The 24,557-nt window shown below is 44.6% G+C and carries 25 protein-coding genes; 17 read left to right on the top strand and 8 right to left on the bottom strand.

Features of this window, described 5'->3' with window-relative positions; translation table 11 throughout:
• Positions 1 to 2 precede the first annotated feature (2 nt).
• The 7 genes from XBJ1_RS14140 to nqrM all read left to right on the top strand — a co-directional run bounded on the left by XBJ1_RS14140 (position 3) and on the right by nqrM (position 5,838).
• Complete coding sequence (locus XBJ1_RS14140) at positions 3 to 1,241, top strand: NADH:ubiquinone reductase (Na(+)-transporting) subunit B (protein WP_012989680.1); 1,239 nt, start codon at positions 3 to 5, stop codon at positions 1,239 to 1,241.
• Positions 1,234 to 2,028: a Na(+)-translocating NADH-quinone reductase subunit C gene (locus XBJ1_RS14135; protein ID WP_012989679.1), complete on the top strand. Its 795-nt coding sequence runs from the start codon at positions 1,234 to 1,236 to the stop codon at positions 2,026 to 2,028. The genes XBJ1_RS14140 and XBJ1_RS14135 overlap by 8 nt, the downstream gene beginning before the upstream one ends.
• Positions 2,021 to 2,650: an NADH:ubiquinone reductase (Na(+)-transporting) subunit D gene (locus XBJ1_RS14130; RefSeq protein WP_012989678.1), complete on the top strand. Its 630-nt coding sequence runs from the start codon at positions 2,021 to 2,023 to the stop codon at positions 2,648 to 2,650. Before XBJ1_RS14135 ends, XBJ1_RS14130 begins: the two co-directional genes overlap by 8 nt.
• A gap of 8 nt (positions 2,651 to 2,658) precedes the next feature.
• The gene (gene nqrE / locus XBJ1_RS14125) at positions 2,659 to 3,255 is read left to right on the top strand and encodes an NADH:ubiquinone reductase (Na(+)-transporting) subunit E (RefSeq protein WP_012989677.1); all 597 of its coding nucleotides are present in this window, start codon (positions 2,659 to 2,661) and stop codon (positions 3,253 to 3,255) included.
• A 15-nt stretch (positions 3,256 to 3,270) separates the two neighbouring features.
• On the top strand, positions 3,271 to 4,497 hold the full coding sequence (gene nqrF, locus XBJ1_RS14120) for an NADH:ubiquinone reductase (Na(+)-transporting) subunit F (protein ID WP_012989676.1): 1,227 nt from the start codon (positions 3,271 to 3,273) through the stop codon (positions 4,495 to 4,497).
• A gap of 72 nt (positions 4,498 to 4,569) precedes the next feature.
• Positions 4,570 to 5,601 carry an FAD:protein FMN transferase gene (locus tag XBJ1_RS14115; RefSeq protein ID WP_012989675.1) on the top strand — a complete coding sequence of 344 codons (1,032 nt, stop codon included), beginning with the start codon at positions 4,570 to 4,572 and terminating at the stop codon, positions 5,599 to 5,601.
• Positions 5,602 to 5,613: 12 nt separating this feature from the next.
• Positions 5,614 to 5,838: a (Na+)-NQR maturation NqrM gene (gene nqrM / locus XBJ1_RS14110; RefSeq protein ID WP_012989674.1), complete on the top strand. Its 225-nt coding sequence runs from the start codon at positions 5,614 to 5,616 to the stop codon at positions 5,836 to 5,838.
• 79 nt (positions 5,839 to 5,917) lie between these two features.
• Here nqrM and XBJ1_RS23045 read toward each other — a convergent pair whose 3' ends face one another.
• Positions 5,918 to 6,100 (bottom strand): sigma factor-like helix-turn-helix DNA-binding protein, encoded by a 183-nt coding sequence (locus tag XBJ1_RS23045; RefSeq protein WP_071822515.1) that lies wholly within the window; start codon positions 6,098 to 6,100, stop codon positions 5,918 to 5,920.
• An 86-nt stretch (positions 6,101 to 6,186) separates the two neighbouring features.
• Between XBJ1_RS23045 and XBJ1_RS20945 the strand changes: the two genes are divergently transcribed.
• A protein-coding gene (locus tag XBJ1_RS20945) for an IS1 family transposase (RefSeq protein ID WP_143827612.1) occupies positions 6,187 to 6,881 on the top strand; the annotation gives its coding sequence in 2 pieces (ribosomal slippage) (positions 6,187 to 6,442 and positions 6,442 to 6,881; 696 coding nt in all).
• Between the two features lie 12 nt (positions 6,882 to 6,893).
• Here the strand turns inward: XBJ1_RS20945 and XBJ1_RS14100 are convergent.
• Together XBJ1_RS14100 and XBJ1_RS14095 are read right to left on the bottom strand one after the other, a co-directional pair.
• Positions 6,894 to 7,223 (bottom strand): sigma factor, encoded by a 330-nt coding sequence (locus tag XBJ1_RS14100; protein WP_012989671.1) that lies wholly within the window; start codon positions 7,221 to 7,223, stop codon positions 6,894 to 6,896.
• A gap of 196 nt (positions 7,224 to 7,419) precedes the next feature.
• Positions 7,420 to 9,735: a TonB-dependent hemoglobin/transferrin/lactoferrin family receptor gene (locus XBJ1_RS14095; RefSeq protein ID WP_049778825.1), complete on the bottom strand. Its 2,316-nt coding sequence runs from the start codon at positions 9,733 to 9,735 to the stop codon at positions 7,420 to 7,422.
• Between the two features lie 339 nt (positions 9,736 to 10,074).
• Between XBJ1_RS14095 and XBJ1_RS14090 the strand changes: the two genes are divergently transcribed.
• Both XBJ1_RS14090 and XBJ1_RS14085 read left to right on the top strand, forming a co-directional pair.
• On the top strand, positions 10,075 to 10,596 hold the full coding sequence (locus XBJ1_RS14090) for a YtxH domain-containing protein (protein WP_012989669.1): 522 nt from the start codon (positions 10,075 to 10,077) through the stop codon (positions 10,594 to 10,596).
• Between the two features lie 157 nt (positions 10,597 to 10,753).
• On the top strand, positions 10,754 to 11,191 hold the full coding sequence (locus tag XBJ1_RS14085; protein ID WP_012989668.1) for a GNAT family N-acetyltransferase: 438 nt from the start codon (positions 10,754 to 10,756) through the stop codon (positions 11,189 to 11,191).
• A 167-nt stretch (positions 11,192 to 11,358) separates the two neighbouring features.
• On the opposite strand, the gene betA is transcribed toward XBJ1_RS14085, so the two are convergent.
• The 3 genes from betA to betI are packed head-to-tail and all read right to left on the bottom strand — an operon-like array spanning position 11,359 to position 15,173.
• Positions 11,359 to 13,050 carry a choline dehydrogenase gene (gene betA, locus XBJ1_RS14080; RefSeq protein WP_012989667.1) on the bottom strand — a complete coding sequence of 564 codons (1,692 nt, stop codon included), beginning with the start codon at positions 13,048 to 13,050 and terminating at the stop codon, positions 11,359 to 11,361.
• Between the two features lie 27 nt (positions 13,051 to 13,077).
• Positions 13,078 to 14,556 carry a betaine-aldehyde dehydrogenase gene (gene betB / locus XBJ1_RS14075; RefSeq protein WP_012989666.1) on the bottom strand — a complete coding sequence of 493 codons (1,479 nt, stop codon included), beginning with the start codon at positions 14,554 to 14,556 and terminating at the stop codon, positions 13,078 to 13,080.
• A gap of 20 nt (positions 14,557 to 14,576) precedes the next feature.
• Entirely contained in the window at positions 14,577 to 15,173 is a 597-nt protein-coding gene (gene betI / locus XBJ1_RS14070) for a transcriptional regulator BetI (RefSeq protein WP_012989665.1), read from the bottom strand.
• A gap of 209 nt (positions 15,174 to 15,382) precedes the next feature.
• Here betI and XBJ1_RS14065 point away from each other — a divergent pair, with 209 nt between their 5' ends.
• Positions 15,383 to 17,425, top strand: a complete 2,043-nt coding sequence (locus tag XBJ1_RS14065) for a choline transporter (protein ID WP_012989664.1) — start codon at positions 15,383 to 15,385, stop codon at positions 17,423 to 17,425.
• Between the two features lie 84 nt (positions 17,426 to 17,509).
• Here the strand turns inward: XBJ1_RS14065 and XBJ1_RS14060 are convergent, their stop codons facing one another.
• Positions 17,510 to 17,896, bottom strand: a complete 387-nt coding sequence (locus XBJ1_RS14060; RefSeq protein WP_012989663.1) for an AMP-binding enzyme — start codon at positions 17,894 to 17,896, stop codon at positions 17,510 to 17,512.
• A gap of 217 nt (positions 17,897 to 18,113) precedes the next feature.
• Between XBJ1_RS14060 and XBJ1_RS14055 the strand changes: the two genes are divergently transcribed.
• Both XBJ1_RS14055 and dinB read left to right on the top strand, forming a co-directional pair.
• Positions 18,114 to 19,304 (top strand): Cmx/CmrA family chloramphenicol efflux MFS transporter, encoded by a 1,191-nt coding sequence (locus XBJ1_RS14055; protein ID WP_012989662.1) that lies wholly within the window; start codon positions 18,114 to 18,116, stop codon positions 19,302 to 19,304.
• A gap of 156 nt (positions 19,305 to 19,460) precedes the next feature.
• The gene (gene dinB, locus XBJ1_RS14050; RefSeq protein WP_038199205.1) at positions 19,461 to 20,516 is read left to right on the top strand and encodes a DNA polymerase IV; all 1,056 of its coding nucleotides are present in this window, start codon (positions 19,461 to 19,463) and stop codon (positions 20,514 to 20,516) included.
• 64 nt (positions 20,517 to 20,580) lie between these two features.
• On the opposite strand, the gene pepD is transcribed toward dinB, so the two are convergent.
• Entirely contained in the window at positions 20,581 to 22,041 is a 1,461-nt protein-coding gene (pepD, locus tag XBJ1_RS14045; protein WP_038199204.1) for a beta-Ala-His dipeptidase, read from the bottom strand.
• A 43-nt stretch (positions 22,042 to 22,084) separates the two neighbouring features.
• Here pepD and XBJ1_RS14040 point away from each other — a divergent pair, with 43 nt between their 5' ends.
• The 4 genes from XBJ1_RS14040 (at position 22,085) to crl (ending at position 24,502) form a co-directional block, all read left to right on the top strand.
• Positions 22,085 to 22,273, top strand: a complete 189-nt coding sequence (locus XBJ1_RS14040; protein ID WP_012989659.1) for a hypothetical protein — start codon at positions 22,085 to 22,087, stop codon at positions 22,271 to 22,273.
• Positions 22,274 to 22,302: 29 nt separating this feature from the next.
• The gene (gene gpt, locus XBJ1_RS14035) at positions 22,303 to 22,764 is read left to right on the top strand and encodes a xanthine phosphoribosyltransferase (protein WP_012989658.1); all 462 of its coding nucleotides are present in this window, start codon (positions 22,303 to 22,305) and stop codon (positions 22,762 to 22,764) included.
• Positions 22,765 to 22,779: 15 nt separating this feature from the next.
• Positions 22,780 to 24,027, top strand: coding sequence for an esterase FrsA (gene frsA / locus XBJ1_RS14030; RefSeq protein WP_012989657.1), 1,248 nt, complete (start codon positions 22,780 to 22,782; stop codon positions 24,025 to 24,027).
• A gap of 73 nt (positions 24,028 to 24,100) precedes the next feature.
• A complete protein-coding gene (crl, locus tag XBJ1_RS14025; protein WP_012989656.1) occupies positions 24,101 to 24,502 on the top strand; it encodes a sigma factor-binding protein Crl in 402 nt (133 codons plus the stop codon).
• Positions 24,503 to 24,557 lie beyond the last annotated feature (55 nt).

The following is a 24,557-nucleotide window of genomic DNA, read 5'->3' as shown; positions in this document are numbered from 1 at the left end:
TCATGGGCCTGAAAAATTTATTTGAAAAAGTAGAGCATCACTTTGAGGCCGGTGGCAAACTGGAAAAATATTATCCTCTGTATGAGGCAGTTTCCACCGTCTTCTATACTCCGGGAACAGTAACGCGAGGGCGTGCCCACGTCCGTGATGCCATCGATCTCAAACGCATGATGATTTTGGTCTGGTTATCTGTTTTTCCGGCAATGTTCTGGGGAATGTATAACGTCGGGAATCAGGCAATACCTGCTCTGACTCATTTATACAGCGGAGAAGCGCTACAGCAGGTTTTAGCTTCTGATTGGCATTACGTGGTTGCCCAGTATCTTGGTGCATCACTGACGCCGGATGCTGGCTGGGACAGTAAGATGTTGCTGGGTGCAACCTATTTCCTGCCAATTTATGCTGTAGTGTTCGCGGTTGGTGGTTTCTGGGAAATTCTGTTTGCCATGATCCGCAGACATGAAATCAACGAAGGTTTCTTTGTCAGTTCCATCCTGTTTGCGCTGATTGTTCCTCCGACATTGCCATTATGGCAGGCTGCTCTGGGGATCACTTTCGGTGTGGTGATTGCGAAGGAAATATTTGGTGGTACAGGTCGTAACTTCCTTAACCCGGCATTGGCTGGTCGTGCCTTCTTGTTCTTCGCTTACCCTGCCCAGATTTCAGGTGATCTAGCCTGGACGGCAGCTGATGGTTTTTCCGGTGCGACTCCATTGTCCCAGTGGGCAAATGCAGGTAGTCACGGTTTAATGAATACCATTACCAGCCAGCCTGTCACATGGATGGATGCTTTCATTGGTAACATCCCAGGGTCAATTGGTGAAGTTTCCACACTGATGATTTTCATCGGTGGAGCCATCATTCTGTTTACCCGCATTGCTTCATGGCGCATTGTTGCCGGCGTGATGGTCGGAATGATAGCCATGTCTTATCTGTTCAATGCAATTGGTTCAAGCACTAACCCAATGTTCTCTATGCCGTGGTACTGGCATATGGTTCTGGGTGGCTTCGCTTTCGGCATGATCTTTATGGCTACTGATCCTGTATCCGCTGCATTCACGGATAAAGGAAAATGGGCATACGGCATTCTGATTGGTGTCATGTGTATTCTTATCAGAGTCGTAAACCCAGCATACCCGGAAGGGATGATGTTGGCGATCCTGTTCGCTAACCTGTTCGCGCCACTGTTCGATTATCTGGTCGTGCAGGCCAATATTAAGCGGAGAAAAGCCCGTGGCTAATGAGAAACCAAAAAATAATGACAGCATTGGCAGAACATTCCTCGTTGTTTTTGTGCTTTGCCTTGTATGTTCGATTGTGGTTGCAGGGGCAGCCGTAGGCTTGAAAGCGCAGCAGCAGGAACAGAAACTGCTGGATAAGCAGCGTAATATTCTGGATGTCGCCGGTCTATTGAAACCCAATATGACGACAGCGGAAATCAAAGAAACCTATAGCAGCCGTATTCAACCTGAATTGCTTGATTTGAAAACGGCCACGCTTGAAAAAGGCGATGGTAAATTTGACCTGAAAAATGCCCTGCGTAGTGATGAAACCAGCATGGCTCTGCCATCAGAACAGGATCTGGCAAGAATCCACCGTCGCGCCAATATGGCAGAAATCTATCTGGTGAAAGATGGTCAAGGCAAAACTACCGAGCTGGTGCTGCCGGTATATGGTTCTGGCCTGTGGTCAATGATGTATGCATTTATTTCTATTGATGTGGATGGCGTAACATCTCGCGGCATTACTTACTATTCTCATGGTGAAACACCGGGATTGGGGGGGGAAGTGGATAACCCGCAATGGCGCAAGCAGTGGGTGGGTAAAAAACTCTATAACTCACAAGGTGTTCCGGCGATTAAGGTCGTTCGTGGTGGTGCTGGCGATAACCCTTATGGTGTAGATGGTTTGTCTGGAGCGACTCTGACCTCCAATGGTGTTCAGCATATGTTTGATTTCTGGCTGGGTGATAACGGTTTTGGCCCATTCCTGAAAAAAGTACGTGAGGGAGCCTTGAAAGATGGCTGATAGTAAAGAGGTAAAACGCGTCCTTCTTGGGCCGCTGTTTGATAATAACCCAATTGCTTTGCAGGTTCTGGGAGTGTGTTCGGCACTGGCTGTCACCACCAAGCTGGAAACTGCGCTGGTGATGACGATTGCTGTGACATTGGTGACAGCATTTTCTAGCTTTTTCATTTCATTGATTCGTAATTACATTCCCGGCAGTGTGCGAATCATTGTACAGATGGCGATTATTGCATCGTTGGTTATCGTGGTAGACCAGATTTTGCAGGCCTATGCCTATGAAATCTCCAAACAGTTATCTGTGTTTGTTGGTCTGATCATCACCAATTGTATTGTGATGGGACGCGCTGAAGCCTATGCCATGAAATCTCCGCCTGTTGAAAGTTTCATGGATGGTATCGGCAACGGCTTGGGATACGGTGTCATTCTGTTGCTGGTGGGTTTTTTACGTGAACTGTTTGGTTCAGGAAAACTGCTCGGCATGACGGTGCTGGAATCTGTCAAGAATGATGGCTGGTATCAGCCGAACGGTTTGTTTCTGTTGGCACCGAGCGCATTCTTCATCATTGGTATGCTGATTTGGGGTCTGCGGACTCTGAAACCTGCACAGGTTGAGAAGGAGTAACAGACAACATGGAACATTATATTAGTTTGTTTGTCCGCGCCGTCTTTATTGAGAATATGGCGTTAGCTTTCTTTCTTGGTATGTGTACGTTTTTGGCGGTGTCAAAAAATGTGAAGACAGCTTTTGGTCTGGGCGTTGCTGTAACTGTTGTGTTGGGAATTTCCGTTCCTGCCAACAACCTTGTCTACAATCTGGTACTCCGTGATGGAGCCTTGATGGATGGGGTTGACCTGAGCTTCCTGAACTTCATTACCTTTATCGGGGTGATTGCTGCACTGGTACAGATTCTGGAAATGATCCTCGATCGTTATGTGCCTGCACTGTATAACGCACTGGGGATTTTCTTGCCGTTGATTACCGTGAACTGTGCGATTTTCGGTGGTGTTTCTTTCATGGCACAGCGTGACTATAACTTCAGCGAATCCGTTGTTTATGGTTTCGGTTCAGGTATGGGCTGGATGCTGGCGATTGTTCTGATGGCCGCGATCCGTGAAAAGATGAAATATGCGGATGTTCCAGCAGGTCTGAAAGGATTGGGGATCACCTTTGTCACTACCGGATTGATGGCATTGGGCTTTATGTCCTTCTCCGGCGTGCAGCTCTAAAGGCGAGAAGAATTCATGGATATAATCATTCTAGGCGTAGTAATGTTTACCCTGATTGTGTTGGCGCTGACGGCTATGATTTTGTTTGCAAAATCAAAGTTAGTGAACACCGGGAATATTAAAATTGAAGTCAATGGCGATGAGGAAAAAAGCTTTACGGCTCCTGCTGGCGACAAATTGTTGAACATGCTTTCCAATCAGGGGGTGTTTGTTTCCTCTGCTTGTGGCGGCGGTGGCTCCTGTGGCCAGTGCCGTGTGAAAATTAAAGAAGGCGGTGGTGACATCCTGCCGACTGAGCTTTCTCATATTAATAAACGTGAAGCAAAAGAAGGTTGTCGTCTGGCATGTCAGGTTAACGTTAAGCAAGACCTGAAAATTGAATTGCCAGAAGAGATTTTCGGCGTCAAAAAATGGGAATGTGAAGTTATCTCTAACGATAATAAGGCAACGTTCATTAAAGAATTGAAGCTGAAAATTCCTGACGGAGAAGTGGTGCCGTTCCGGGCGGGTGGTTACATTCAGATTGAATGTCCTCCACATGTGGCCCGTTATGCGGATTATGATGTACCAGAGGAATACCGTGAAGATTGGGATAAATTCAATCTGTTTCGTTATGTTTCTGAGGTAAAAGAACCGACTGTTCGTGCGTATTCAATGGCTAACTATCCAGAAGAGCACGGTATCATCATGCTGAACGTGCGTATCGCTACGCCGCCGCCAAGAAACCCAGACGTTACACCGGGTATTATGTCCTCTTACATCTGGTCATTGAAAGCCGGTGATAAAGTGACAATTTCCGGTCCATTTGGTGAGTTCTTTGCAAAAGATACCAAAGCGGAGATGGTCTTCATCGGTGGGGGCGCAGGTATGGCACCAATGCGTTCTCATATCTTTGATCAGCTCAGTCGTCTGAACTCCAAACGTAAGATCAGCTTCTGGTATGGTGCGCGTTCCAAACGTGAAATGTTCTATACCGAAGATTTCGACCAGCTTGCGGCAAAGAACGACAATTTTAACTGGCATGTGGCCCTGTCTGACGCCTTACCTGAAGATAACTGGGATGGTTACACTGGCTTTATTCACAATGTCCTGTTTGAGAACTATCTGAAAGATCATCCTGCACCAGAAGATTGTGAGTTCTACATGTGTGGGCCTCCGGTCATGAATGCTGCGGTCATTAAGATGTTGAAAGACCTTGGCGTGGAAGACGAAAACATCATGCTGGATGATTTCGGTGGTTGATGGTTGTAACACGTTGATTTAACGACAAGCGCCCACACCTTGTGGGCGCTGACGATTCAGAAAGAGTAAGTTATGCTGAGTAAAAAAATTATCCACTGGGGTGTGTTGATGTTTACGGTTTTGCTGCTGTCAGCCTGTGGTGGCCCTGAACAGCAAAATCTGAGCGGGCAAACGATGGGGACTTATTACTCCGTCAAATATGTTGCTGACTCATCGATACCTTCCCCTGAAAACCTGCAAAAAGAGATTGATCGGCTGCTGGAAGAAGTGAATGACCAGATGTCCACTTATCGGCCAAATTCTGAATTAAGTCGTTTTAATCAAAGCCGTGAGGTTAACACACCTTTTCTGGTATCCGCCGCTACGGCCAAAGTGGTCAAGGAAGCCATTCGAATCAATCAACTGACGGATGGTGCTTTGGATGTGACAGTAGGGCCATTGGTGAATCTGTGGGGGTTTGGGCCGGAAGGGCGAATTACCAAGGCGCCGACGGATGAAGAACTGGTTATGCGTCGTGCGTGGACGGGTATCGATAAGTTGTCTGTTGAAGGTAATAGCTTGATTAAATCTATTCCTGAACTTTACGTCGATCTTTCCTCCATAGCCAAAGGCTATGGAGTTGATGTTGTGGCTGAATATCTGGCCTCCCAGAACATCAAAAATTTTATGGTTGATATTGGCGGGGAAGTACGCACACTGGGTAACAATGGCAAAGGCGCTCCGTGGCGGATTGCTATCGAAAAACCATCGGATAGTGGCATTGAACAGAGAGCTCAAGAAATTATTGAGCCGGATCGTATGTCTATTGCAACATCGGGTGATTACCGCAACTATTTCGAACAGAATGGGGTGCGCTATTCTCACACCATTAATCCCAAAACAAGCAGGCCTATCACTCATAATCTGGTTTCAATCACGGTTATTGCCCCGACATGCATGAGTGCAGATGGCTTTTCTACGGGACTGGATGTATTGGGGCCAGATAAGGGAATGGAAGTGGCAGAGAAGCTGAAGATTCCCGTCTTTATGGTTGTCAAAACTCAAGATGGCTTTGAAGAGCGCTATAGTTCAGCCTTTAAGCCATACATACAACAGAAGAAATGAGGAGGAAAGGTTATGGAAGTCTTTATTGCAGCCTTTATCTTTTTCTTGTTGGCTTTTGCAGGAATGGCACTGGGCTACATTTTTAAGCGTAAAAGTATTCAGGGAAGTTGTGGTGGTTTGGGGAGTATTGGTGTGGAGAAAGTTTGTGATTGCCCAGAACCCTGCGATACCCGTAAAAAACGCCTGGCAAGAGAAGCTGCTCGTCATGAGAAGCTGGAAAAAAACCGAATTCTTTGAGGTTTTTTTTGTGGTTAAAAAATTTTCAGCTAAAAAATGCGACCCGCTGCCAGATACACAGCGGGTTTTTGTTGGTTGTTCAGATGATGTTGAGAGAGTGACATTTGCTGTGAGCCTGCTGTAAGTAATTTTTCACGGAGCTCATTGAAACATCTAAATTCTTTGCGACTTCTTTATAGCACATACCTTGAAGTTGCGTGAGAAGAAATGCCCGTCTGGCTTTTTTGGGCAACTCATCAAGGGTCTTATCTATTCTTTCCAACTGTTCTAGCAGTACAAGCCGATATTCTGGTCATGTATTAAATGGTTAGTTGCTGTGATATGCTTCCGGCTTTTTAAGGATGAAGTATGGCCAAAGTTGATGTCTATTGCCGTTATTGCCACAAATCAGAACAGGTCAAAGGACATGGGAAAGGAAATGGCGGACATCCTCGTTATCGCTGTTATAGCTGCTGTAAGGTCTTTCAGTTGGCGTATACCTATCAGGCCTGCAAACCCGGCGTTAAAGAACAGATTGTCGATATCGCGATGAATAACGGGGGAATTCGTGACACCGCTCGGATCCTGAAAGTCGCCACCGCCACCGTCATGAAAACATTAAAAACCTCAGACCCCGAAACGTAACGACACTTCCCCTTGCGGAATGTGGCATCCAGATTGTCTGTGAAATCGACGAGCAATGGTCGTTTGTCGGCAATAAGAAAAACCAACGCTGGCTTTGGTATGCTTGGGAACCCCGCCTGAAGCGAATAGTGGCTCATGTTTTTGGCGATCGCAGTCGAAAAACGTTAGACAAGCTGCTTACCCTCTTATCTTCCTTTACTATTCGGTTTTACTGCACGGATGACTATGTTGTTTATGACCCACTTCCCGAGGAAGAGCACTTGACTGGAAAGGCGTTTACTCAGCGTATAGAGAGAACGAATTTAACGCATCGTACCCGAATCAAAAGGCTGAATAGAAAAACCATTGGGTATTCAAAATCGGAAGAAATGCACGATAAAGTGATAGGAACCTTTATTGAACGTGAACATTATTTTTAATACCTAATCTAATCATTTAATACATGACCGATATTCTGACGAGTTTGTTGTCGTTTTCGCCATCGTGCTGACATAGTCCAGATAATTGTCTTCGAGCTTTTTCCGTCGGTAGTAATTGGCAATAGTTCTACGGGCTATCGTAATTAAAAAAGCTCTGGGATGGCGGACATTTTCAAGATCTGCCGACTGCATCAATTTGATGAAGGTATCATGGGTGAGATCTTCTGCATGGTTGGGGCAGACATTATTCTGCCTTATCCAGTTGCATAACCAATGGTGGTATTCGAAGTAGAGTTTCTGGGCTATTTCATTGTGCCCGCATGTGCTTTTTTGTACCGCCATGATGATACTGCCTGAAGGGGTAGGATAAATTCGATAATGATTATTATTTTCATTTATGGATTGAAAGTCAACGCAGTATTGTAGACATAATTCTCTCAAAAATTAAGGGGGTTATACTCTTCATCTTTCCAGTTGCAGACAATAAAGTTGCAACTGGAAATCTATTGATTATATGAATTGATTGATTAAATGTCAGTTAGAACTGCTGTGAAATACTGAATTTGAAATTACGGCCAATCCCTGAAATCGTTTCGCCTAAATAAGGATAGTAATCACGGTTGAACAGATTATCGACAGTGACTCTCGCTTCGAAGCCTTTCATATAAGGAGGACGCCAGCTGGCAAACAACCCGTGCAGGGCATAACCCTTGCTGGTTGGCAGAGACCAATAACTCGCTTTTGGATCCCCATCTACAGGGGAACGATCCTGTTTGCGGATAAAATCACCTTTCCAGCCCATAGACATCTGCCATTGTGGGATCTTAAATCCTAACATTGCATGTGCAGAAGTGGGTGGGATTTCTGCAATCCAGGTTTTTTGTCCTATCCACGGATCACGCATAGAAGCATCACGCTGACCGCGCATGGTGGAGAAAGAAAGTTTCCCGAATAACTTATTGCTATCGTAGAATGTTTCTATTTCCAGTCCTTCAATGGTATATCCCGGCAGATTACGATGATTTGCTATCGGTTTTTCACATGAGGTGGATGATGCACCGTCAGCCTGAGCTTTACAGTAAACACCACGAGTTTTGAAAATTTCATCTTTGCCACGGTTACGGAACAGCGTGGTACGAATTTGCAGGCTGTCATTCTCAAGCATCAGGTTATCGAAATCGAGAATGGCCCCCAGGCGTATACCCGTCATTTTTTCTACTTCAAGATTGCGGCTGGAACCCGGAAGGCTGGTTCTATCTGACTGAACTTCATACTGTTCATCGACCACTGGCGCCCGCCATGTACGGCTGATATCAGCAAAGAGCGAAAGATTTTTGTTTGTCTGCCACAGAATACCCAAGTGAGGAGACCAGCCAGTATAGGTTACACCACTATAATCATGGTTTATTTCAGGCAATTTGTTGTTATACCTAGGCGCTTTATTTTCTTCGCCAATATTCTTTATATGATCGTAACGGACGCCTGGAGTAATGGTAATACTTCCCAGTTTTAAGGAGTCCTGCATATATATGCTGTAAGTTTGCTGTTCTCCGGCGGGCATATAATAAGGCTGGTAATAACCATAATTAAATTCAGAGTTATTAACCGTGTTTTTATCGAATATTAATGTGTCACGATCATTCTTATGCCAGCGTGTTCCCAGCAAAAATTCGTGTTCTATACTGCCTGTTGAAAATACGCTTTTATTGTTGATATCAACCATCGTATCGATGTATTTAACCCAACTTTTTTGTCCCATTAGGCTTGCTGAAGTCAGCGTTACATCTTTTCCTTCTGGGCGGCGATCGTTTTGTTTGGTTACAGAATAGGCAGAGGTTAGTGTCAGATTCAGCCACGGATTCTCCTCTGGTGCAATATTCCATTTGGCTGTGTAGTTTTGATCAATCTGATTGCGAAAGACCAATTTTCTCTGCCATGCTCCTTCCCAACCATATCTCTCTATGTCCCATTCTGATGGAACATTCATCTTATCTCGCTTAGCGGCCCAGGGCTGCCATCCATCCGATTCAGATCGCATGGCTGAAAAACTCAGCGTATGAGTATCATTGAGATAAAAATTAGTTTTCAGCAAATAAGAAGTCTGATTATTCTGTGAATACTCAAAATGTGTTCCATCAGGACGTTTAATATTGCCACCGTCGCGTTTGCTGGCATACAGCAACGCATCGGCAAAACCATCTGGATCTCTGCCGTAAATGGCACCACTGTAAATATTTTGCCTGTCATTCGTGTGATAGCTGTATTTCAACAGCCCACCAAAATTTTCATCGGGACGTAATAAATCGCCGGCATCTTTAGTTACAATCTTAACGGAGCCACCAAATCCACCATTGCCATTCAACAAATTGTGCGGGCCTTTATCAACATCTATACGTTTGATTAATTCAGGCTCAATAAAGATGGAACCCTGCAGATATTTCTCAAACCCTTTTGGGGCGTCGTCCAGCGTGATTTTGATATCTTCTGACTCACCCATGCCCCAAATATTCAAAGTTTGTCCACCGGGACGTGGAGAACCAGACATAGAAACCCCAGGCAATTGATCCAGCAACTGAGCAACATTATCTGCCTGAGTGCGTTCAATATCGGTTTTTTTTAGCGATGAGCTGCCGGCACTGGTGCTGTTGTGTAAACTACCTACAACTGAAAGCGATGGTAATTTAACCACCTCATTTTGCTTTTCAGATTTCTGGTCAGATGGATTTTCAGCGGCTAAAACTTGGCTGGACAATGCACTACCCAACACTAATGTACCTGAGAATGTACTTCTTAAAATTTTTCGAATGATGGCCATAATTGGGCGTTTTCCTAAATTTTGACTATTATTTGCCATAAATTTCCTGAAACATGATGGAATGAAATATTGCATTGTTATAAGTCACCTAAGAAATTAAATCGGGCAAATAAAAATGAGAATTATTTTTATTTGTGTGTTTTGAGAAGTGTTATGGTGATGGAATGTACTGTGATAGATCAGGTTATCTGACATTTTTACGGGTTTGCTGCTGGATGATTGAAATGATTACCCGTGTCGTTATGCTTTCTCAATTGCTGACTGCGTTGGCAGTGAGATCAAAGTGCTTATGGGATGTTGTGGTACTAAACGGCCAGAACACTCATTGGTGAGGTCATTTCCGTAAGTGCAATTTTCTTAAGTACAAGGGGTTAGTCAATGAAGAAAAAGATTCTCAGTTCTCTGATTCTTGCAGGTCTCGTAGCATTGCTTGCTGGTTGTGATGATGGTTCTCCAAAAGTGGAAGACTCTGCCCGACAAGCTGAAGAAAGTGCTACCCAGATGAAAAATGACGCTGAACAAAAAACCACTGGAATAGTGGATAGTGCCAAGGAAAAATCACAGGAAGTGAAAGAAAGTGCCATACGTGAAGGTCATAGTCTGGTAGATAAGTCTAAGGAAGTACAAAATCAGATAAGTCATTCTGCCAATCATCTGGCCGATCAGATGAAATCCAAAGCGGCAGATGTGAAAAATGAAGTTACGAAGTCTGTGAATGATACGCTGGATAAGGTGAAAACCAAAACGGATGATATACAGCATCAGGCCACCGATAAGGTTAATCAGTTTAAAGATGATGTGAAATCAAAGGCGGAAGAAATAAAATCTGATGCCAATAAGCAGGCTGATGATTTTATCAATAGTTTCAAAAGTGACGGCAATAAAACAGAAGAAAGTTAATTCTGCGATTCAATATCCTGTCAGTAAAAATAAATTAATACTAAAGGGCGACCTGAAAAAAGGTTGCCCTTATTTTTCCTCTGTTATCAACTTGACTTAGCTATTTTCTTACCCGTAATTTAATATGTATTCTGCAAATCACATTCAGGACATAATAATGGAAATAAAATACAGCGTAGGAAGAGAAAATCCAGAATTAATTCAGCCAGCTTTTGCCATTCGTAAACAAGTATTTACTGATGAGCAAGGATTTGATGCAGAAATTGATATTGATGAATATGATGATATTGCTCTGCATGTCCTGATATTTGATGGTGAAAAACCAATCGGAGTATTACGTGCAGTCCCAATGGACAACAATATGCTTAAAGTAGGACGTGTCGCGGTATTGAAGGCGTATCGCGGCAAAGGCATTGGTCGTAAAGTAATGGAGTTTATTGAAGACTATGGGCGTAAAAATGGAATTGTAGGCATCGGTTTATCCTCGCAATGCCATGCCCAGCCATTTTATGAAAGCTTAGGCTATCAAGCGCGTGGGGAAATCTATTTGGAAGAAGGTGCAGAACATATTTTTATGACGTTGGATTTAGCATAATCACTTTTTCATTGCTTCCTTTTTAAGAAAAATGTCTTGGTATTGAAAATAGGTATCCATCAATATCTGGCTTGTTTTAAATACCAATACGAGAAATATGGTTGTGCAAACAGTATTGCATATATCCAATTTTCTCGTACTGGTCGTTGATTTTATATTGGCGAAAATTAATTCACTGATGGCGTATTCTGTGCCGATTTGCGAGCTGGTGCGCCATTGGCAACATAATATTTTGCCTGACTGCGTGGTAGTGGATTACGACCCCGAATTTTATCGGCGATTTTTTCTGCGATCATAATCGTTGTGGCATTCAAATTACCGGTAATAATTTCCGGCATGATCGAAGCATCAATCACACGTAAGTTTTTGACACCATGCACACGTCCCTGACCATCCACAACGGCCATTTCATCAGTACCCATCTTACAGCTACAGGATGGATGAAAGGCGGTTTCGGCTCGTTCACGAATAAAGGTATTTAATTGTTCATCTGTCTGGATGTCAGTGCCGGGACTGATTTCACGGCCACAGTAGGAAGCCAGTGCAGGTTGTGCCATGATTTCACGTGTAATGCGGATGGCATCACGGAATTCCTGCCAGTCCTGCGCGGTTGACATATAGTTGAACAGAATACTGGGATGTTGGCGTGGATCACGCGAAGTGATCTTGACTCGACCACGGCTCGGAGAACGCATCGAGCCGACATGAGCTTGAAAGCCATGTTCATTGACTGCATTGCTGCCGTTGTAATTGATGGCAACAGGCAAAAAATGAAACTGAATATTTGGCCAGGTAAATTTTTCACTGGTACGGATAAATCCACCAGCTTCAAATTGATTGCTCGCCCCAATCCCTGTGCCTTTGAATAACCATTCAGCGCCAATCTTTGGCTGGTTGTACCATTTCAAGGCTGGATAGAGAGAAACCGGCTTGAGGCATTCATACTGCAAATACATTTCAAGATGATCCTGAAGATTTTGCCCAACCCCCGCTAATATCTGTACCACCGGAATGCCAAACTCGTTCAGGATTTCTTCAGGGCCAATGCCTGAGCGTTGCAAAATCTGTGGGGAAGCGATCGCGCCGGCACAAAGTAATACTTCTTTACGTGCTTTTGCCTGCGTTAAAGTCGATGTGTTACCTTGATAAAAATTGACGCCGACGGCCATTTTTCCCTCAAATTCGAGCGTATCTGTCAAGGCGTGGGTAATGATGGTGAGGTTTGAGCGCGACCGTGCTTGATCCAGATAACCACGGGCAGTGCTGGCACGACGGCCTTCAGGGGTGACAGTACGATCCATTGGGCCAAAACCTTCTTGCTGATAGCCATTCAGATCGTCAGTACGTGGATATCCTGCTTGGATACCGGCTTCTATCATCACATGAAAAAGTTCATTATTGACCGGTTTGGGCGTAGTGACGCTGACTGGTCCATCATCACCGTGATAGTCATTTGCCCCCATGTCCCGAGTCTCCGCTTTACGGAAGTAGGGCAGACAATCGAGATAAGCCCAGTCTTCCAGACCTGATAGCGTTGCCCAGTTGTCAAAATCCAGCGCATTGCCGCGGATATAGCACATACCATTGATCAGTGAAGAACCCCCCAGCCCTTTGCCACGGCCACACTCCATGCGTCGGTTGTTCATATGGGGTTCAGGGTCGGTTTCATATGCCCAATTATAACGGGTTCCCTGCAAGGGATATGCCAGCGCAGCTGGCATTTGGGTACGGAAGTCGAATCGGTAATCAGGCCCGCCAGCTTCGAGCAGCAGGACAGTGACATCGCTATCTTCCGTTAAACGGGTTGCAAGCACATTACCTGCTGAACCAGCTCCGATAATAATGTAATCAAATACCATTGTTATCTCCTCTGTTTCAGTCATAGATTAAAATAGGGATTCAAAATGACCCAGCTCCACCTGTATTGATTTGGTTTGTGTGTAATTTTGCAATGTGACCAGCCCATTTTCACGGCCAATCCCAGAATGTTTGTAGCCACCTACTGGCATGGCTGCTTGAGATTCTCCCCATGTGTTGATCCAGCAGATCCCTGCTTCCAGTTGATGGATCACGCGATGTGCACGGGATAAATTTTGTGTCACTAATCCTGCGGCGAGACCATAATCGGTGTTATTGGCGCGGTTGATCACTTCATCTTCCGTTTCATAGGTCAGGATACACATCACAGGGCCGAAAATTTCTTCCTGCACAATCAGCATATCATCTGTACAGTCGCTAAATACCGTTGGTGCAACGAATGCACCTTTCGCTAATTCACCTTCCAGCAGACGTTCACCGCCACACAGTAGTCGTGCATGGGAAGACTTACCGCTTTCGATGTAACGCAATACAGATTCCATATGTGGAAAGCTCACCAGAGGGCCAAAGTTGGTATTTGGATCGAGGGGAGAGCCTATGCGAATGCGTTTAACGCGCTCAACGATTTTGGCTTCAAATTGGGGAGCCAGTGTTTTCGGGACAAAAACTCGTGTCCCATTGGTACAGACCTGACCGGAGCTGAAAAAGTTTGCCATCATGGCGATATCAGCAGCACGATCCAGATCGGCATCATCAAAAATGATCAGCGGGGATTTTCCACCCAGCTCCATTGTGACTTCTTTCAAGTTTGATCCAGATGCATTTGCCATGACTTTTTTGCCTGTGACAATGCCACCCGTAAACGACATCTTGGCGATTTCAGGATGTACTGTCAGAGTGTGCCCCACTTCATGACCTGCGCCAGTCAGAACGTTAAATACCCCATCTGGCACGCCTGCTTCAGTATAAATCTCGGCTAATTTCAGGGCGGTGAGTGACGTAACTTCACTGGGTTTGAAAATCATAGCATTACCGGCCGCCAGTGCTGGTGCTGATTTCCAGAGGGCAATTTGAATTGGGTAGTTCCATGCCCCGATACCTGCAACGACGCCAAGTGGTTCACGGCGCGTATAGACGAAAGATGATTCTCGTAGTGGAATCTGCTGACCTTCGAGAGAATGGATCAAGCCAGCGTAATATTCCAGTACATCCGCACCAGTGACAATATCAACATATTGAGTTTCAGACAGTGGCTTGCCCGTATCCAGTGTTTCTAGCTCAGCCAGTACATCATTGCGTTCGCGCAGGATATCAACCGCTTTGAGTAAGATCCGTGAACGCTCTACAGCAGTCATCGCTGCCCAGATTTTCTGCCCTTTCTGAGCACTTTTGACGGCCAGCTCAACATCCTGCTCTGTCGCAGATTGTAATTGAGCGATGACCTCACCATTAGCTGGATTGATCGCATCAAAAGTATTTTTATCGGGATTAACGCTATTAACGTAAGTGCCGTGGATATAAAGCTTTTGTAAGCCAAAACGAGTCATGGATTCTCCTTAGTCAGAATTCAGGCTGTGTAAGGTGTTCCGAGTTTCTGTTCGATATAATCGAAGGTGATAGTGAACGCACTTTTTATGTCAAAAGGCTTGCTGCTTAATGCACTTCTCAGCCAGATACCGTCAATCAGGGCAGCCAGCCCTTGTGCTGCCAGTCGGGCTTCTGCTTTTGGCAAGACATGCCTGAATTCGATACAAATATTGGAATACAAACGACGTTCGTTCACTTGTTGTAGCCGGTATAGATTGGGTTGGTGTATGCTGCTTGCCCAGAAAGCTAACCAGGTTTTCATTGCTGCACTGCTGATTTGGCTGGCATCAAAATTTCCTTCAACAATGGCTTTCAGCCTCTGGGCTGGGGTTGCATTATCGAGCAGCCGTAACCGCCGTGCTACAGCCATTCCGAGTTGGTGTAATAAGTAACGCATGGTGGCTTCCAATAACCCATTCTTATCCTTGAAATAATGGCTGATAATACCGTTGGAAACGCCTGCTTTTCGGGCTATTTGCGCAATACTGGCATCCTGCATTCCAACCTCATTGACTACGGCTAATGTTGCATCAATGAGTTGCTGTTTTCTTATCGACTGCATTCCAATTTTTGGCATGTTTTTATGCTCAGAGAATCAATCATTTGGCAACCATTAAACTTTTTTTTAATTGAATGTTCAATCAAAATTAAATATGTTTTATTACAATATATTCACAATAGTTGGTTAAATTTATTCGAGGTAACATAATTTTTGTTTTTTATTCAAATAGTTAGTTGTTTTATTCTTTTTTGTCTTTTTATTTTCATTAACTTCAGGAACTGCCTATGAACACACCAGACAGTCCAAAAAACACTCAGAAGGATACTCTTAATTCTGTCGTTTTTTTCACCTCGGCAGGGCTGATTATCGTTTTTTCTTTATTCACGATTTTTTTCACTGATGCGACAAGTATCTGGATAAAAAATACGCTGGATTGGGTGTCCAAAACATTCGGTTGGTATTATTTGCTGGCCGCAACGCTTTACATTGTATTTGTTATTTTTGTTGCCGCTTCTCGTTTTGGTTCTATCAAATTGGGGCCGGAGCAATCTAAGCCGGAATTCAGTTTGCTTAGTTGGGCTGCGATGCTGTTTGCCGCAGGGATAGGCATTGATTTGATGTTTTTCTCAGTGGCTGAGCCAGTCACACAATACATGCGGCCGCCAACGGGTGAAGGAGAAACTATTGAAGCAGCTCGTCAGGCGATGGTGTGGACACTGTTTCACTATGGCCTGACGGGCTGGTCAATGTATGCCTTGATGGGGATCGCACTGGGATATTTCAGCTATCGTTATAATCTGCCATTGACCATTCGTTCTGCACTTTATCCTATTTTTGGCAATCGAATAAAAGGCTCTATTGGTCATGCCGTGGATATTGCGGCAGTGATAGGTACGATTTTCGGTATTGCAACCACATTGGGCATTGGGGTGGTGCAATTGAATTATGGTCTGAAAGTGCTGTTTGGACTGCCTCAAGGTTTGGGGGTTCAGGGTGGGTTGATACTGCTGTCGGTTGTGATGGCCATTGTTTCTGTCACTTCTGGCGTGAACAAAGGTATTAGGTTTCTGTCCGAGTTGAATGTACTGCTGGCACTGGGCTTGATCCTGTTTATTCTGTTTGTAGGAAATACTGAGTTTCTGCTTAATGGATTAGTGCAAAATGTTGGAGATTACATCAGCCGTTTCATGGGAATGACACTCAATAGTTTTGCATTTGAACGCCCGACCGAATGGATGAATAACTGGACGCTGTTTTTCTGGGCATGGTGGGTTGCCTGGTCACCGTTTGTTGGATTATTCCTTGCGCGTATTTCCCGTGGCAGAACTATTCGTCAGTTTGTGATGGGAACGCTGATCATTCCGTTTGTCTTTACGCTGTTATGGTTATCGATTTTTGGTAACAGTGTATTGTATGAAATCCTGCATGGTAATCGTCAATTGGCCGAAACGGTATTGGAGCACCCAGAGCAAGGTTTTTATGGCTTGCTGGCACTTTATCCGGCCTTCACGTTCAGCGCCTCTGTTGCTACGATCACGGGATTGCTGTTTTATGTCACATCGGCAGATTCAGGGTCGTTGGTTCTGGGGAATTTCACCTCAAATCTCAGTGATATCAATAATGATGCTCCTAACTGGCTACGTGTCTTTTGGTCAGTGGCGATTGGTGTATTAACACTGGGTATATTAATGACGGATGGCATTTCTGCTTTGCAAAATATGACGGTAATCATGGGGTTGCCTTTCAGCTTTGTGATTTTCTTTGTCATGGCAGGATTGTATAAATCTTTGCGTGTGGAAGATTTCCGCAAAGCCAGTTCATTGCAGAATACCTCGCCAACATTGGTACATGACAATGGTTCGTTGAACTGGAAACAACGTCTGAGCCGCATGATGAATTTTCCGGGCACGAAAAGTACCCAACGAATGCTGGATATGGTTTGTCGTCCTGCCATGCAGGAAGTAGCAAAAGAGTTGGAATTACGTGGCGCGAAAGTACAGTTTAATACGCTGCCATCAGAAGGGGACGAACGACTGAGCCCGCTTGAATTAATTGTCGAACTGGGGGATGAACAAAACTTTGTGTACCAGGTTTGGCCGCGGCGTTATTCCGTGCCTGGATTTACCTATCGTGCCAGATCGGGTAAATCTTACTATTACCGATTGGAAACTTTCTTGATGGAAGGGACTCAGGGCAATGACTTGATGGATTACACCAAAGAACAAATTATCAGCGATATTCTCGATCACTACGAAAAGCATCTGAACTTTATTCATCTGAATCGCGAAGCACCGGGTCAGACATTGATTTTCCCGAACGGGGGGTAGTTCTTTATGTTATGGCAAAGGCGACTTCTACGCTTTTGCCATGCTAGATTTTTTATTTGATCTATATGTAAAATTGTAATGGAATCATCGACTGTGAGATGTGCGTAATACTGATTTATCGTGTTTGCCATTTTCAGTTGTTGGAATAGAATTAACGAAGTCGATAGCTTTTGGTGCAAATACAGTGCCTATTCGCTCTTTAGTCCAGTTAATCAGTTCGGCGGCTTCCACTGTGGCTTTTGGTACAAGAACTACAGTTGCTTTGACTAACTCCCCCCACTTACTCCCGATAAGAATTTTGATATCCAACCGTTGAATATCTTCTATGAGCCGTGTTACTGGCTGTAGTGCATTGAGCGTAACGGTTGTGCGACTTTTACCCCATGTCCACCAATTATGTTCGTACTCAATGGCATTAGCATTGTCTGGAGTATCATGGAGTAAGCGTTCGAAATATTCACGGATTCTCATAGTGACCCCCAATAAACTAATTTTAAAATATTTATTATCGAATCAGAGCGTGATGGGCTAAGTGGTACCCCACACTAATTCTCTGGTTTTATTTCAATAAATCAATTAATAAAACATTAAATTGATTTATTGAATGATAATGTTGTAATTTACTTTTAGTCAATTGTTCGATGATCAATATTTCCATCACTTTAACCAACAATTCGGGAGTTTACCCATGTCTATTACGAATATTATGCCATCTAAAATCCCCATCAGCGTGTATCTCTTGGGCTTAAGTCTGTTTGCGATGGGAAGTTCAGAGTTTTTAATCGCAGGTGTGCTGCCAAAAATTGCTGAGGATCTGCAAGTCTCGTTACCCTCTGCGGGGATGTTAATTTCTGCATTTGCCGTTGGTGTTCTGTTCGGAGCGCCCTCGCTGGCTGTAGCAACATTGCGTTGGCCCAGACGAGCAACATTATTGTTGAGTCAGGCTCTGTTTGTTGCCGCTACCGCCATTGGGATGTTGTCGCCCGATTATTGGCCGTTATTGATTGCCCGCGTTGTCAGTGGTATCGCTTACGCTGGATTTTGGGCAGTCGCTGCGACGACAGCAGTTAATTTAGTAACCCAGGATCGCACGGCAAGGGCATTGGCCGTGGTTGTCAGCGGATTGAGTCTGGCGATGGTAGTGGGCGGGCCATTAGGAACGGTGATTAGTGATATAGCGGGGTGGCGTGCCGGTTTCTGGGCGGTTGCCGCAGCAACATCAGTCACGGCAATAGCATTGTGGTTTATGTTGCCGGAGATACAACCGGGTCAGGGAGAGGCTCCGGTATTAGATACGGAATTAAAAACCATGGCACAACCGAAATTATGGGTAGCTTATACCACTACTATGCTGACAACCGCCGCTTATATGGCGACATTCGGCTATTTGGGGGCATTATTGATTGATATCAGCAAGCTGGCGGTGGTTTGGGTTCCTGCGGTGCTTGCACTGTTTGGTATCGGTGCTTTTATCGGATTGACTATAGGTGGGCGGACAGCAGACAAATATCCATTCAAGACGCTGATGATTGGCACTCTTGGTATCATTGTGTCTTCTATTGCGTTGACTTTTTTAGCTGAAAACGTGATCACAACTTGTCTGGTATTTCTGCTCGGAGTGTCTGGTTTCGTTGTTAACCCTGCCGTCATGAACCGGGTCTATACCATTGCCGCAAATGCGCCGACACTGGCAGGTGCAACTAATGTATCCGCTTTCCAGCTCGGGATTACATTAGCCCCCTTGCTGGCTGGCTTTGCAATCGGGGCAGGCTACGGCTTATCTTCTGTGGCTGGAGTGGGAGCATTACTGGCAATTATTGCACTTGTCCCAATACTGATTGACGCGCGTTTACACCATAAAAATTGTCACAACGATTAAAAATTTCATCTCATCAAGGCTAAATATAAACAAAACTTCATATAGAGCGCTAACTTGTAGCAGGAATTAATTCTTAAAAAGCAAGTAGCTTTCAATGATATGAAGCTGTATATTTATACAGTTATTTTGGTGTGGAAAGAGGCATGCAGAGGTGAAATGCGCAAAATTATTCATATTGATATGGACTGCTTTTTTGCTGCCATTGAAATGCGGGATAATCCATCACTCCGCGATATCCCCATTGCTGTTGGCGGTAGCGCTGATAGACGAGGGGTGATCAGCACGGCAAATTATCCTGCCCGCCTTTTTGGCGTACGCAGTGCTATGTCCACTGCAATGGCATTGAAACTTTGTCCTCAATTGAAAGTCATACCGGGGCGAATGGCGTCCTACAAAGAAGTTTCTCAGCATATCCGCCAGATTTTTTCCCGTTACACTGAACTGATTGAACCGCTTTCACTGGATGAAGCCTATTTGGATGTGACGGACTGTCAACATTGCCACGGCTCGGCGACGTTGATCGCCCAACAGATCCGTCAGGTGATTTTTGATGAATTGCAACTGACAGCCTCTGCTGGCGTTGCACCTATCAGATTTCTGGCAAAAATTGCGTCTGATATCAATAAACCTAACGGGCAATATGTTATTTCCCCTGAACAGGTTGAGGTATTCGTCAAGTCATTGCCATTACGCAAAATTCCAGGAGTGGGAAAAGTCACATCCAAGCGTCTATCTGATATGGGATTGGAGACTTGTGCTGATGTACAAAACTATGACAAGGTTGCGTTGATTAAAAAATTGGGGAAATTTGGGCTGGCACTTTGGGAGCGCAGTCATGGTATTGATGACCGGCAAATCAGTCCCGATCGCTTACGTAAGTCTGTTGGTGTAGAAAAAACATTGGCACAGGATATTCATGAGTGGCGTGATTGTGTTGAACTCATCGAAAAACTTTACCCAGAATTGGAAAAACGTTTAGGCAAGGTAAAACCTGATCTCCGCATTGCCCGTCAGGGTATCAAATTAAAATTTGATGATTTTCAATTGACGACACAGGAACATATTCACCCATTATTGGATAAATCGGATCTGATTCAGGTGGCAAAACAGGCTTGGGAAATTCGCAGAGAAGGGAGGGGCGTGCGGTTGGTTGGGCTGCATGTGACGTTACAGAATCCTCAATTGGAACGGCAATTATTACTGGAGTGGTAATATTGGGCTGGTAATGCTGAAAGGGAAGCTCCCCTACGGCTGATGAGCAGGGGAGGCACGTATATTACTCTTTAACCGGGATCGCTTTTAGGATAGCGGTTAACAACTGCCAGTATTGACCAACGCTCTTGATGTGAACTTTTTCATCAGGCGAATGGGCGCCACGAATGGTTGGGCCAATGGAAACCATGTCCATATCCGGATACGGTTTTTTGAACAGACCACATTCCAGACCTGCGTGGATCACCATAATATTGGGGATCTTGTCGAATAATTGCTGATAGGTTTCACGAACTAAATGCATGACTGGCGAGTTGGCATCTGGCTGCCAGCCTGGATAGTTGCCACTGGTTGCTGTTTCTGCATCTGCCAGTTTTGCCAGAGAATTTAGCATATCAACAACGTAAGCCTTGCCACTGTCGATCAATGAACGGATCAGGCAGATAATCTCGACTTTATCTTCTTCCATAGTGACAACGCCTACGTTCAGGGAAGTTTCAACTACGCCTTCAGCAACATCGCTCATACGGATAACACCATTAGGTATGGTATTCAACATGGATAGGAAACGAGTCTGGCAATCTGTAGTGAGTGCCTGTGAGGAAGTTTCGATTTCATCCAATAGGACGATCAAATTTGCTTCAACGACCGCATATTCGTTTCTCAACGTATCCAGATAGTCATCTTTCAATTGGTGCAGTTTTTCGAGCTGAGTTGTCGGAATTGCAATGACGGTAGAACCTTCGCGAGGGATCGCATTACGCAGAGTTCCTCCTTGGAAATCAATCAATTTTAGATTCAATTCATCTGAATGTGCGGCGAGGAAACGTGCCAGCAATTTGTTGGCGTTGCCCAATCCCAAATGAATATCACCACCAGAATGGCCGCCTTTTAATCCCTTAATCGTCAGTTGCAAGGTTTGGTAACCCGTAGGCAATGTTTCGCGGGAAAGTAGCAGGGTTGAGACAAAATTAATGCCGCCTGCGCAGCCCATGTAAATTTCGCCTTCTTCTTCTGAATCGGTATTGATCAGAACATCAGCCTGTAACCAGCCTGATCGCAGTCCGAATGCGCCATCCATGCCGGATTCTTCAGTCATAGTCAGTAAAACTTCCAGTGGGCCGTGTTTGACGGATTCATCTGCCAGTACTGCCAGAGCAGAAGCCATACCGATGCCGTTATCAGCGCCCAGTGTTGTACCTTCAGCAGTTACCCAGTCACCATCAATATAAGTACGGATAGGATCTTTTGTGAAGTCGTGTTGTGTATCATTGTTTTTCTGAGGCACCATATCAAGGTGAGCCTGAAGCACGACTGACTGGCGGTTTTCCATACCTTTTGTGGCTGGTTTTCTGAGCAGAATATTACCGGCTTCATCCCGTTCGACATGAAAATTTTTGCTCTTGGCCCATTCAATGATATGGAACGCGAGTGCTTCCTCGTGATGGGACGGATGAGGGATGGAACAAATCTGGGCAAAAATATCCCATAATGGTTGAGGGGATAATGTTGATAATGCGGACACGGCGAATCTCCTGTAACTGCATTTTGATGAGATGGAAATAGTAATGTCTGACGCATCGGGGGCTTTTGTCATCTTGAGCTGTCCCAATGCCCATGCCATGCTCGAGGATATCATTTTCTTGTTTGAGATGTGCAGTCAGGATCAGGATTTCCCTTGTTTTTTACTGGTTTTTGCCGATCCAAATCACTATAATCCCGCGCAACCTTTTTTTCCGCAAAAAACTCTTTTCTGAGGCATTCTTAGTTTCCAGGATCAAATCATATGAGCGAAAAATATGTTGTAACGTGGGATATGTTGCAAATGCATGCCCGTAAATTAGCACAACGTTTACTTCCTGTAGAACAATGGAAAGGCATTATTGCCGTTAGCCGTGGTGGGCTTGTACCGGGTGCATTGCTGGCGCGTGAACTGGGGATTCGTCATGTCGATACTGTCTGTATTTCCAGCTATGACCATGATAATCAGCGTGAATTGACAGTCGTTAAAAAAGCGGAAGGTGACGGAGAAGGTTTTATCGTTGTCGATGATTTGGTTGATACCGGAGGTACAGCGCAGGCAATTCGTAACATGTATCCTAAAGCGCATTTCGTGACTATTTTCGCTAAACCGGCTGGCCGTCCTTTAGTGGATGATTATGTGATCGATATTCCGCAAGATACATGGATCGAACAACCATGGGATATGGGTGTGATGTTCATTCCACCTATTTGTAATAAGCCGTAATATTTCTCTTTTGTTATGACTAAACAAAACCTTTCAGAGTCGTTGTTCAAGCCTCAGCTTAAACAGCAGGAAACGTCTACACTGGTAAAATATATCCGCCCACAGTCCACAGCGGCCAGTGGTAGGATGCTTGGTGGAGAGCGTCGCGAGCACTGGTATCGGATGATTGATTGGCTTGCTTGGATCTGGAGGGGAATCAATCCACTGGAAATTCAGGATGTTCTCAGTAGGATTGCGGTGATAGATGCCGAACGCAGTGATGACCATTTATTGGATACTGTGATCGGCTATCGTAAGGGAAACTGGGCATTTGAGTGGACGCAGCAGGCTATGTACTGGCAACGGGAGGCGTTGCGTGCGGAGCAGACATCTGAAGCCGGTACATATTGGCTAAAGGCTGCGATGCTGTATAGCATTGCAGCTTATCCTCATTTGCGCGGTGATGAACTGGCTGAGCAGGCCGCTGTGCTGGCCAGTAAATCCTATGAAAATGCGGCTCACAGTTCTGACTATGAGTTGAAAAAACTGGAATTTAAGTTGGAAGGGGGCAAAAGTGTCACAGGCTTATTGCATCTTCCTCCTAACGTTCAAGAGCCATGCCCAACAATATTGGTTTGTACCAGCCTTGACAATGTGCAGAGTGACTTCTGGCGACTGTTTCGTGATCATCTTGCTCCACTCGGTTTTGCCATGTTGACAGTAGATATGCCTGCTGTTGGTTACTCTGCCAAATTCAAATTGACGCAGGATACGTGCATACTCCATCAGCAGGTTCTTCAGCAGTTGAATCAAATTCCGTGGATTGATCATACTCGTGTAGGCGTTATGGGATTTCGTTTCGGCGCAAATATTGCAGTACGTCTTGCTTATCTGGAGCCTCAACTTATTAAGGGTGTGGCCGTTATTGGTCCGATAGTTCATACATTGCTGAATGACGAGAAACGACAGCAGAATATACCGTCAATGTACATCGATGTGCTTGCTAATCGTTTGGGTATCTATCACGTCGATGAAGCTGCCTTACGTTTAGAATTGAGCTGTTATTCACTGAAAAACCAAGGATTGCTGGGACGTCGCTGTTCTGTGCCAATGCTTTCCGTTTATTGGAAAGATGACGTTTTCAGCCCAAGGGAAGACTCAAAACTTATTGCAATGTCATCAATGGATGGTTCGTTATTGGCAATTCCTTCTACGCCAGTCTATAGTGGTTTTAATAAGGCGTTACATGAAACAAGTGTATGGTTGAAAGGTAAAGCCACCTAAACCTAAATTTAGGGAATAATATTTTAAAACCGTTTAATGAAACCGTGTTTCTGTATATGAAGGAGACCTTTGTATGGCTTTACCCGTAAGTTATTCTAGAAATAAGTTGTTGAAGAGCTTTTCTGCATTAGGACCGTATATACGTGAATTAAAATGCCAAAATGGCTATTTTTTCTTTGACTGCCTAGCTGTTTGTGTCAGTGCAAAGGTGGTTCCAGAAAAAAGGGAGTTTTGGGGATGGTGGCTGGAATTAGAAGAAGACGAAAAAGGGTTTGTTTATAACTATCAAATAGGCCTATTTGATAAAAATGGTGAATGGAAGTCGATGGGCATCAAAAAAATTGCTGATCTTGAGCATCTTGAGTCAACTTTGCAGGCATTTCACAAACGTCTGACGGATTCTTTTGATACCTTCAAACTGACGTTGATCCCGTCCAAAAATACCATCGCTCTTCAGACTCAAATTATGGCATGAGTTTGTTCTAAGCCCGCTTTTTTTTAATTTTGCGTTATGTCGGTTGGCATAACGC

This window comes from Xenorhabdus bovienii SS-2004 (genome assembly GCF_000027225.1).
Classification (GTDB): Bacteria; Pseudomonadota; Gammaproteobacteria; order Enterobacterales; family Enterobacteriaceae; genus Xenorhabdus; species Xenorhabdus bovienii_C.
This window is presented reverse-complemented; position numbering and strand designations above follow the sequence as displayed.